This is a genomic window from Desulfocucumis palustris (assembly GCF_002933875.1).
GTDB lineage: Bacteria > Bacillota > Desulfotomaculia > Desulfotomaculales > Desulfocucumaceae > Desulfocucumis > Desulfocucumis palustris.
Window position 1 is genome coordinate 1 of record NZ_BFAV01000034.1, and the last position, 12,670, is coordinate 12,670.

Here is a 12,670-nt window from a genome sequence, read left to right on the forward strand (position 1 = left end):
ATTGATGCCTGGATCGCCAAAGGAAAATATGCCAAACTATCGGAGCTTTGGGTGAAGGGTTTAATTTTTGATTGGAACAAGCTTTACGGCGGAGCCAGACCCCGCCGCATCAGCTTGCCCACATATCCCTTTGCCGGGGAACGCTGCTGGTTTTCCGGGGTTGAGGCCGGAGCCGGCAGCAGCACCACAGGCCCGGCTGAATCTATTTATGATTTAACAACAGAAAAAGTGATTATTACAAAAGATTGGCAGCAAAAAACAATAAAAGGAGAGAATGCTCAACAGGCAGGGGCAGTAGTTGTTTTAGGGACGGTTAAAACCATGAAACTGGCCGCTGCATTATTTGAAGAGATAGAAGCAATTAAAGTGGTACGGGTTATTCATGAAGGAACCCTTTCTTCTGAAGAAATATCCACCGATTTTTATTCCGTCCCGGCAGGTGAATATCTCCATCAACAGATTAAAGATAAATTAAACAGTCAAAAATTACTCGGCGTTATTGATGTCACACCTTATGATGAGGTGTATGAACAATCCATAGCCGTAGAGTCCGGAAAAATAACATTCTTACAGAAGCTGATCGAGCATGATAGAAATGAAGGTTATAAACTTTTACAAGTCACGCACCAATTGTGTCCTTTTCAATTAGTAAGAACAACTATGCAAGGCGCCCGTTTAGCAGGATTGTATCGCATGTTGGGCGCCGAGTATAAGCAAATTCAGGCCATGACAATGGACAGCGATTGTTCATTTGAAGAATATGAAAAACTGGCAAAACAAATTCAAAGAGAGTTTTGGAATAGAAATACAGAAAATCTTACTGAATGCTGCTATCGCAACGGTGAACGATATGAACCTCATTTAACAATTTCTCAAACCAATGATGACATACAAAAAAGCCTTCATATCTTGGAGCAATATGAAAAACACGATGTTATTTTAATTACAGGCGGCTCCCGTGGGATTGGCGCATCCATTGCGAGGCACGTGGTTTCACAGGGGGTAAAAAATATTGTACTCCTGGGAAGAGAAGACTTGCCGGAGCCGTCCGAATGGAAGAAGATCCTGGTGAATAAAGAAAAACCGGAGCTGGAAGAGAAGCTTAAAGGTATGCAATCCCTTATTGATCAAGGAGTAAGGGTTCATTATTACAACACATCTTTAATGGATCAAAAGGGAATAAATGCCATGGTTCATAAAATCCATCAATATTTGGGGCCCATCACCGGCGTGTTTCACTGTGCAGGATTAACCAGTAAAAATCCAGCCTTCTTCAAAAAGCCATTATCAGATATTGAAGCGGTTTGTGAGCCGAAGATTAAAGGACTGGTAACCTTGCATAAGGCTCTTGAAAAAGAACCCCTTAACTTTTTTATTTTGTTCTCGTCGCTATCCAGTATTGCACCGACACTATCGGCGGGGCAAAGTGATTATGCCATGGCCAATGCCTACATGGATTATTATGCACTGCATCAAACCGGGGAGGGAAAGTCTTATTTTAAATCAATTCAGTGGCCGGCCTGGGGGGAAACAGGACTGGCTGCCGGAGGGGCGCGCGCACCCGCTTATATCAGGACAGGTATTATATCCCATACAACGGCAGATGGATTAGCGTTCCTGGATATCATTAAGAGGACGCCTAATATTGTTAGTTTACCCTGTGTAATGGCTCCAGGTGAGTTTAAATGCGAGCAATTGCTAAAAACAGAGTTGATATCCGTAAAAAAAGAACCCGGTTTTAGGTTACAACAAACATCAAGGCTAAAGCCCAAGGAGTTATCGATACAAGCACGGGCAGACTTGCGAACATCTGTTGTCCAGTGGCTGCAAAAGGTTATTGGAGCTGAATTAAAATTAAGGATTGAGCAATTGGATGAAGACAAACCATTTGATGAATATGGTGTTGACTCTATTATCTTAGCTCAATTAACACAAACAATGCAAGAAATGGTAAGTAACACTATTACTCCCTCATTATTTCTGGAATATAGAACAATTTCCACACTGGCCGATTATTTTATGTCAAATTATCAGGAAGACCTGCGAAAAAATATTGGACTTGAGACAGACAGTGTCAGGGATAATTATCTTAAAGAAAACAATATTCCTATAAACAATGAGCCCTCTCAATCAGTAAACCCGGAGCTTCGTGATAATGGCAAAGCTGTCTGGGTTAGTCAAGCAGTGGCCAATAACCAGCCTGTTCAGACATTAAAAGACATTGCCGTGGTGGGAATATCGTGCCGGTTTCCGGGTGCGCCAACAAAAGAGGCTTACTGGAGTTTATTAACTGAGGGAACAACTGCAATTAAGCCGTTATCTGAAAAAAGGTGGAGCTCAAAAGACAACCGCGTGTATTACGGTGGGTGGGTGGATGATTTTGACCTGTTTGATCCAAAATTTTTTAATATAAATGAGAATGATGCGTCAATTATGGATCCACAAGCGAGAATAATTTTGGAGGAAAGTTTAAAAGCCATTTATGATGCAGGATATGAATACAAACAATTATCGGGACAAAAGATAGGAGTCTTTATCGGCGGGCGTTCGCAACCCAATATGAATGTGAATGCCATTCTTCAGGCTCCAAATCCAATTTTAGGAATTGGCCAGAACTATCTGGCAGCAAATATTTCGAGATTCTTTAATTTCAAGGGACCAAGTTTGGTGCTTGATACAGCTTGTTCCTCAGGTATAACCGGCTTGTTGTTTGCCGCTGATTCTTTACGGGAAAAGCGAATTGATATGGCGTTAACCGGCGCGGTAAATATATTATTGAGTCCTTATGCTCACCACATGTTCGCCGCCCGTAATATTTTGAGTAAGAACGGCGAATTCCATATTTTTGACAAACGGTCCGGCGGAGAGGTGATAGGTGAGGGAGTCGGGGTTGTGCTGTTAAAAAGGCTTGGTGATGCCATCAAAGATGGTAATCACATCTATGGCGTTATAAAGGCCATTTCAGTGAATAATGATGGGAGAACCCTTGGTCCCGGATCACCCGATATTAATGCCCAGAAGCAGGTAATGCAAGAAGCGTTATTGTTATGCGGAAAGCAGCCGGAGGATATCGGGTATATTGAGGTCAACGGAGGTGGCTCCCCCGTAATTGATGCCATCGAAATTAAGGCTCTGTCCGAGACCTATCACCTTACCCGGCAGGCGCTTACATCATGTTTTATTGGATCGGTTAAGCCCAATATTGGACATTTGTTATTGGCTTCAGGATTAGCAGGATTTATCCGCTGTGTGTTAAGCGTTTACCATAAGAAAATCCCGCCTTTTTTATCCGCCTTTGACCCCTTTAATTATTATGATTTTTCTGCATCACGTATCCACTTTAACCGGGAAACAATCGATTGGAAGATTGGTTCCGGAAAGAAACGCATTGCCGCTCAAAATTCTTTTCCTGATGGGGGAACTAATTGTCATGTACTTATAGAAGAATTTGCGCCTGATGGGAGCTATCAGCAACAATATCTGCCAAAGACAGCCCCTGATATGGTGAAAAAGCGCTTTACATTATCTCCATTATCTTTCTCAGAATCTTTTCCAGCTTATGCTGTGGCGGAGGTGCCGGCGGAGAATGCAGAAACAAGCATGGATAAATATAAAGAGAACTTTAAAAAACAGCCGGATTGGGAGATAAAGCAACAGGAGCATGTGCTTTTAAAAAACATATGGGGGGAATACCATGAGAAAAATATATAACTTAACCATAACTAAAGCAAATCCAATAATCAAGGATCATATGGTTTACGGGCAGACCTTGTTGCCGGGATTAGCCTATATTGATATGTTGTACCAACTGGCTAAAGATGCCATGGGATTGGACTATAGGAAATATTGTTTGAAACGTCTGTCTATTTACAACCCCTTGATAGTAACCGAAGAACGATCGGTAAAGTTAATAATTTATTTTGACAAAACTCCAAGATGTTGGAATATAACGGTTGAAGATGGGGAGGCAGACAAGCAAGGAAATTTATCAAAAAATAAATTATATATAACAGCCGAATTGCATGAAGAGACCATAATGCTTGAGGAGAAAATAAATATTGAAGCTATGAAACAAGCAGCCACACAGTGTATGGATATTGAAACGCTATATGCTGAAGCCAGAAAACGAGGATTGCTTCATCAAGGGATGATAAAAGCCAAAGGTAATATATATCTCACAGACCCTGGGTGTTTGATCGAAGTAAATGTTGATAACGTTTACCATTATGAAGCCGAAAGCTTTCTTTTTCATCCTGCCCTCATTGACGGTGCTGCAATAGCATCCGGAGGAATTTTAGCAGGCAAAGGGATTGCCGGTAGTAATGAAGATCTATATTTACCATTATATTATGAGTCATTCTCCTGTATGGAACCTTTGCAAACCCATTGCTATGCAAAAGTAAGTTTGTCTTCACTTCGTATGGTTAATGACATTCGTGTTAATCATATAGCATTTTTTAATAAAGAAGGAAAACAAATTGCACACTTGAAAGGAATAACTGTAAAAAGAATACGGATGAAGGAACAAATCACCCCGGGTCTAAAAAAAGAAACTATTTCATCCTCTATTCAAGGGCCTTCTGTTATAGCTGAAACATTTCCTCAGCACTACCCTGAATATTCAGGAGGGATAAATACAGCGCCTGCAGATATAGAAGTTTTCTTACAGAAGATATTTTCAAAGCACCTTAAACGGCCAGCCTCCCAGATTGATTTGTGCACAGGTTTCTTTGAATTAGGTATGGAATCATCGCGATTACTGGCCGTAGTGCAAGATATTGAAAGGGCCTTTGACCTGTCCTTAAATCCAACACTGTTGTTTGAATATACCACAATTGCCGAGTTATCAGCCTATCTCAACGAGAATTATGCGTCACAATTTAACCGGCACAGTACAGTGACGCATAAAGTTGAGCAGGGGCAACCAGGTAATGCAGTTGCCTTGGATTATCCTCCAAGGCAGGCTCCAATTGCGGAGCAAGCATCAGTTTCCCATGCCGGGGGAGAGAATAATCAGTCCCAAGGAGCCCTCCCGGCAGTTTCACCTGTTGCGGCAATGCCCGCAAGCCGGGGAGAAATTGCAATTATAGGGATGGCGGGCCGCTATCCAGGGGCAAAAAACCTGCGGGATTTTTGGATGAACTTAAAAGCGGGCAGCGACTGTATCAGTGAGATTCCAAAATCCCGTTGGGATTGGCACCGGTTTGAGGGATTGCGTTCACCTTCAGGAAAAGAAATATCCAGATGGGGAGGGCTTATTGATGATCCGGAGTGTTTCGATCCACAATTTTTTAGAATATCACCACGGGAAGCGGAACTGCTGGATCCTCAGGAACGTTTATTTTTGGAGGCCTGCTGGGAGGCCATGGAAGATGCGGGTTATACGCCTAAGACGCTGGTTAAGCCCCTGGATCGGAATAAAAGTCGATATGTTGGGGTATTTGTCGGGGTGATGCATAAAGATTATACCCTGATCGGAGCCGAGGCGGTGTCCCGGGGACAGGTATTTCCCGTATCGTTAAACTCTGCATCAATTGCTAACAGGGTCTCTTATTTTTGCAATTTTCACGGTCCCAGCATGGTGGTGGATACTTTATGCTCTTCTTCACTCACTGCCGTACATTTGGCTTTAGAGAGCGTTAGGAGCGGGGAGAGCGAGGTGGCCCTGGCAGGCGGGGTAAATTTATCCTTGCATCCCAATAAATATCTGTCCTATGGTCTGGGGGACCTGCATTCCAGCGACGGGTATTGCCGCACCTTTGGCAAAGGCGGCGACGGCTATGTGTCCGGAGAAGGCATCGGTGCCATCCTGTTAAAGCCATTACACAAAGCCATTCAGGACCGGGACCATATTTATGCGGTTATAAAAGGCAGTAGCATCAATCATGGGGGGACTGTAAGCGGGATTTCAGTGCCCAGCCCGGCGGCTCAGGCGGATTTAATTATTGCATGTATGGAAAAATCCGGGCTGGATCCACGAACCATCAGCTATGTTGAAGCCCACGGAACAGGGACCTCTTTGGGTGACCCCATAGAGATTCAAGGGTTGGTTAAAGCCTTCCGTTACTATACGCAGGATCGGCAATTTTGTTCGATTGGTTCTGTTAAGTCAAATATTGGACACACGGAGTCTGCCGCAGGGATTAGCGGTCTGCACAAGGTTGTTCTCCAGCTTTATTATAAAACTCTCGTTCCATCTTTACACTCGGAGGAATTAAATCCATTTATCGATCTTGAGAACTCCCCATTTTATATACAGCATAAAACCCAAAAATGGGAACAACCGTTAATTATGAAGGATGACCGTCAGGTTAGTTATCCCCGGCGGGCAGGATTAAGTTCTTTCGGAGCTGCGGGAGCAAACGCTCATGTTATCCTGGAGGAATACATACCGCAAGAAACGGGGCGACAAAACCCGGTAATGGCTGGCAGCCAGGGGAAGCCTGCAATTATTCCACTCTCCGCCAAAAACCAGGAACGATTATATGCCTATGCAAAGAAATTGCTGGGGTTTCTGAGAGGGATGTCCCGGGGCAAAAAAACTCAACAAAGCATGGGAGAGAATAAAACAAAGTTTCAGACAATCCTGGAAATTAAGATCCGTCAGATCCTATCCGGAATCCTTCAAGTGGAAGAAGAAGCCATTGAAATAGAACAGGAGTGGGATGAATTTGGAATAGAGCCCGTTCAGGTAATGCTGGTTAAAGAAAAGCTCCAAGAGGAATTTAAGCTGGACATCCATATCAAGGAGCTGCTCCAAAGAAACTCTATTGCCTCTGTGGTAACTTATATCATGAATCATCATCAAAAAGCTATTGAGGCTCATGATCTTATGTTCGGCCAGTCTGAAATAGCAACCGGAACAGAAACAGAGGAACCGGAAACGGTACCAGGCAACAATGAGATTAATTTATTTAATTTGGCCTATACTCTGCAAGTGGGGCGCGAAGCCATGGAAGAGCGGGTAGCCTTCATAGTAAAGGATATTCCCGAGCTAATGGATAAATTAGAAGCTTTTGCGGAAGCCAAGGAATCCATCGACAATTGCTGGCGGGGGCGGGTAAAGCACAGTAAGGAAACCATCGATTTTCCAGGTACGGATCAGGACTCTCTGGAATTAATCCATAAATGGGTTACAAAGGGTAACCTCAGAAAAATTGTAGAATTGTGGGTTAGAGGCTTTTCCATGGAATGGGAGCTATTTTATGGGGAAGCAAAACCCCAACGAATTAGTTTGCCCACCTATCCCTTTGCCCGGGAGCCCTATTGGGTGCCGGGGAACAAGATTAAATCCGCCGGCGGCACTGCGATAACCCCGGCAGTGGATACCTCAATTCATCCTCTGCTGCATCAAAATACCTCTGACCTGTGGGAACAGCGATTCAGCTCGACCTTTACAGGTGGAGAGTTTTTCTTGATGGACCATCTGGTTAAGGGGCGGCGGGTCTTGCCCGGGGTGGCCTACCTTGAGATGGCAAGAGCGGCAGTGGTTCAGGCAACCGGGGCTTTGGAGGAAGGTCAGGCCAGAGTTCAACTTAAAAACGTGGTTTGGATTCAAACTATTGCGGTGGGAGAACAGCCGGTCCGGGTACACATCGGACTCTTTCCCGGAGATAACGGAGAGATCGGCTATAGAATCTACAGCCAACCCGAAGGGGCTGAGGCGGAGCCTGTAATACATGGCCAGGGCAGCGCGGTGCTGAGTCCGCTTGGGGGAATACCAACCCTGGATCTCAAGGCCTTGCGGGCTAAGTGCAGCCAGAGCGTTCTCAGTTCCGCCCAGTGCTACGAAGCCTTTAAACTGATGGGGTTTGACTATGGCCCGGGACACCGGGGGATTGAGAGGGTGCATACGGGGCAGGAGCAAGTGTTGGCCAGGTTATCCCTGCCTTCTTGCGTTTCGGATGGCCAAGCTAAATTTGTCCTTCATCCCGGCATGCTGGATTCTGCCTTGCAGGCGTCAATCGGGCTGATGGCGGGCGCAGATAATTTAATGTCTTCCAGTGACATTCTTCCCCACAATCCTCCTCTGCCCTTTGTCCTGCAAGAGCTCGAAGTCCTTGGTAAATGCGCTCCCGCCATGTGGGCCTTTATTCGACCCAGCGAGGGCGGCAAAGCCGGGGATAAGGTACAGAAACTCGATATAGATTTATGCGACGATCAAGGGACGATTTGTGTGCGGATGAAGGGCTTTTCATCGAGAATACTGGAAGGAGAGCCTCAAACCGGCAGTGCGCCGAAATCGGTCACCCCCAAAACCTCCACGGAACCGCTTGTTGGGGCAATTATGTTGCTTCCCGTATGGGATTCAGTTCCGGTGGAGAAGGGGCAAACCTTCCCGTCCCCAACAGATCGGCTTATGATTGTTGGGGGAACCGAAGACAACAGGAGCGCCATTCAACAGCTCTATCCAAAAGCGCAGGTATTGGAGATTCAGCCGGAGGACACCATGGATGAAATAGCTAAAAAACTGGAAGCCCATGGTTCCATCGACCATATCCTGTGGATTGCCCCGCATAGGGTTTTGCTGTCCTTAGCGGAAGATACATTGCTTGAAGAACAGAACAAGGGTGTTCTCCAGGTTTTTAGAATGATTAAAGGCCTGCTTCGTTTGGGCTATGGCAACAGAAATTTAGGCTGGAGTGTAATCACCATTCAGGCCCAGCCCATCCATAAAAACGATTCGGTGAATCCTGCCCATGCAAGTATTCACGGGTTAATCGGTTCCATGGTTAAGGAATATCCAAACTGGAAGGTTCGGCTCATTGATCTGGAAGCTGATTGTGAATGGCCGCTTGCGGATATTTTTACTCTGCCAACAGACCATCAGGGGCGCACCTGGGTTTATCGAAGCCGCTGCTGGTATCGGCAACAGTTGATTCCATTCCGTTGTTCCCGTTTAAATCAGACATTATACAAGTTAAGCGGAGTATATGTGGTAATCGGAGGCGCCGGCGGCATCGGAGAGGCCTGGAGTGAATATATGATTCGAACCTATCAGGCCCGGATCATTTGGATCGGCCGTCGCCGGAAGACTGCGTCAATACAAGCCAAATTGGACAGGCTTGCAGGTTTGGGGCCCGCACCACATTACATTGCAGCGGATGCAACGGATCCTAAGGCTTTACAACAAGCCTATGAAGAGATTAAGCAACAATATTCACATATTCATGGGGTGGTTCATTCCGCCATGGTTTTGTTGGAGCAAAGCCTGGCGGATATGGAAGAGGAAGAATTCCAAGCGGTATTATCAGCCAAAGTCGATGTGAGCGTGCGTATGGCTCAGGTTTTTAATAAAGAACACCTGGACTTTGTATTGTTTTTCTCTTCCCTCATGGCGGTTACAAAGGCCCCCAGACAAAGTAATTATGCTTCGGGCTGCACCTTTAAGGACGCATTTGCCCATCAACTTTCTCAAGTTTGGCCCTGCGCGGTGAAAGTAATTAATTGGGGATATTGGGGCAGCGGCCAGATTGATGATTTCGATTCCAATCAGCCGTTGGTACAAACTTATCTCCGGCTGGCAGAAATAGGCGTTGGGCTCATTGAGCCCCCGGAAGCCATGGAGACCCTGGAGAGACTCCTGGCGGGACCCCTGGATCAAATTGGATTAATAAAAATAACCAAGCCCCTTGCCATTGAAGGGATGAATACGGAGGAATTGATTTCAGTCTATCCTGAAAATCTTTCCCCCGGTATCCAAAGCATAAGGAATCGTATTCCGGAACAAGACAAACAGATTGTTAAATCAGAAATGATTCGGTATACGACGGAGGTGGACAATTTTCTATGCAGGTTGTTATTGGGTCAATTGCAGTCTATGGGATTGTTTACGGAGAGGAATCCGGTGATAGCTGACTTCAAAACAAAAGCCGGGTTGCGTGAAATATATAGCAGGTGGCTGGAAGAAAGCATATTGGTTTTGACACGGAATAATTATCTGCAATGCGATGGAGTATCCTGCGCTTTGATTGATAAAACTCCAATAGATATAGATGCTGTATGGAATGAGTGGGAACTGAAAAAACGTCAATGGCCGGAAAACCCCGGCACCGGAGCCCGGGTGGCTTTGGTGGAGGCAGCAATGCGGGCTCTGCCGGAAATTCTTACCGGAAAAGTACTTGCCATTGACATAATGTTTCCCAACTCCTCCATGGAATTGGCTGAGGGAATTTATAAACATAATCCGGTGGCGGATTACTCTAATGAAATACTGGTCAATACTGTGGTTGCCTATATTCAGGAACGGCTTAAACAAGATTCATCCGCCGCAATTCGAATTCTTGAAGTTGGCACAGGCACCGGGGGGACCGGCGCGATGGTTTTCCAAAAACTGAAGCCGTACCGCCATAATATCCAAGAGTATTGTTACACCGATATTTCAAAAGAGTTATTAATTCATGCGGAAAAAGAGTATGGCCCTCAAAACCCCTATTTGACTTATCAGCTTTTTAACGTGGAAGCTCCCATTGCCGAACAAGGCATCCGTGCCGGGGGATATGATATTGTTATTGCAGCCAATGTGCTGTACATTACCAAAAATATTCGACAAACTTTGCGTAATATTAAAGCAGCCTTAAAGAAAAATGGATTGATTTTATTAAATGCCATGACCGGCAATGCTTTGTTTAACCATCTAACCTTTGGTCTTTTGGATGCATGGTGGTTGTACGACGCTCCGGAGTTGCGCATTCCGGGCTGCCCGGGATTATCTCCTGAAACCTGGCAAGCAGTGTTGGAGAGTGAAGGATTGCGGCGGGTTTTCTTTCCGGTGCGAGAGGCGTATGAATTGGGCGGGCAGATTATTGTTGCCGAAAGTGATGGAATAGTCCGGCAAAAACAACAGCTTAAACCGGTTCTAACACCTGTTAGGAATAAAGTTAAAACTAATGTAGCTCCCAATGAATTGCCTCCGGAAAGACAACCGGGAGGACACACGCAAGATCTGCTGCGGGAGAAAAGTACGGCCTACCTTAAAAAATTGGTCGGAGTGACGCTGAAAATCCCAAGCCATAGTATTGATTCCGCAGCTCCTTTAGAAAAATACGGCATTGATTCAATCTCTGTTGTTCACATGACCAATAATTTGCGTAAAGTATTAAAGAATATCAGCACTACGTTATTTTTTGAATATCAAACCATTGACGCTTTGGTGGAACATTTCATGAAAACTCAAAAGGATTCGCTGACAGCGCTGGTAGGATTTGGAGAGCAGGAACTTCATGAAAGGATTTCTAACGGTGATGAAATACTGGTTAAGACATCACCCCCGGGTTCCAGGCTGGCCTTTAGGAAATCCGGACGATTTCTACAATTTCACCAGCCGGAAATTAAAGGACCGGCATCTCAGCCTCCCGGGATTCAAGATATTGCAATCATTGGCCTTTCTGGACGCTACCCCGGGGCAAATGATGTTGACGAGTTTTGGAATAATTTAAGGGAAGGGAGAAATTGCATTACAGAGATTCCTAAGAATCGTTGGGATTGGAAGGAATATTTTGATCAGGATAAAGGAAAAAGGGGTTCAATATATACTAAATGGGGTGGATTTATTAAGGATATTGATAAATTCGATCCTTTATTTTTTCACATTTCCCCCGCAGAAGCCGAGCAGATGGATCCCCAGGAGCGATTATTTTTAGAAGTGGTTTATGCAAGTATCGAAGATACCGGATACACCCCTGCAAATCTTTGTGAAAGCAGAAAAGTCGGCGTATTTGTCGGAGTTATGAATGGAAATTACCCTACAGGAACCAGCTATTGGTCAATTGCCAATAGAATTTCCTATCTCTTGAATTTTCAAGGTCCGAGCATGGCCGTGGATACCGCCTGTTCCTCTTCATTAACAGCGATCCATTTAGCCTTGGAAAGTCTATATAGTGGCATGAGTGAATGTTCCATTGCAGGCGGAGTCAATTTGATTGTAGATCCCGTCCACTATTTGAGGTTGGCTGCAGCCACAATGCTCTCATCGGGGGATCAATGCAAGTCCTTTGGGGCTCAGGCTGATGGATTTGTTGACGGAGAGGGTGTGGGGGCAATAATATTAAAACCCTTGCAAAAGGCCATGGCAGACGGCGATCATATTTATGGGATTATCAAAGGCAGTATGCTTAACGCCGGAGGAAAAACCAATGGCTATATGGTGCCCAATCCCAATGCTCAATTTCAGTTAATCGCAGAGGCATTACAACGGGCCGGTGTCCACCCCAGGACAATTAGTTATTTGGAAGCTCATGGCACCGGAACTTCCCTGGGGGATCCCATCGAAGTTGCAGGGTTGACCCGGGCTTTTGAGCAAAATACCAAGGATAAGCAGTTCTGTGCCATCGGATCGGTAAAGTCGAACATCGGGCATTGTGAGAGCGCTGCGGGTATTGCGGGTGTGACCAAAGTATTGCTGCAGCTTAAGCACCGCCAATTAGTGCCCTCCCTGAACTCCAGTGTGCCGAATCCCAACATTGATTTCGGCAGTACCCCCTTTGTAGTTCAGCAAGAACTTGTGGAATGGAAACGACCGGTGGCTGAGATAAATGGAGAAAGCAGGGAATATCCAAGAATTGCTGGTATCTCGTCCTTCGGGGCCGGAGGGGCTAATGCCCATGTAATAATTGAGGAATATATTCCCGGGGAACAGCAGCCGCCTTCGGTTGCCATAAGCCCAGGTAAT

At 45.4% G+C, this 12,670-nt stretch carries 2 protein-coding genes; both read left to right on the plus strand.

The annotated features are described in order from the left end of the window. The first annotated feature begins 51 nt into the window (after positions 1-51). Positions 52-3,711, plus strand: coding sequence for a type I polyketide synthase (locus DCCM_RS03090; RefSeq protein WP_207655535.1), 3,660 nt, complete (start codon positions 52-54; stop codon positions 3,709-3,711). Between the two features lie 40 nt (positions 3,712-3,751). Further along, a partial coding sequence (locus tag DCCM_RS03095) for an SDR family NAD(P)-dependent oxidoreductase (protein WP_373855388.1) occupies positions 3,752-12,670 on the plus strand: 8,919 nt, incomplete at its 3' end.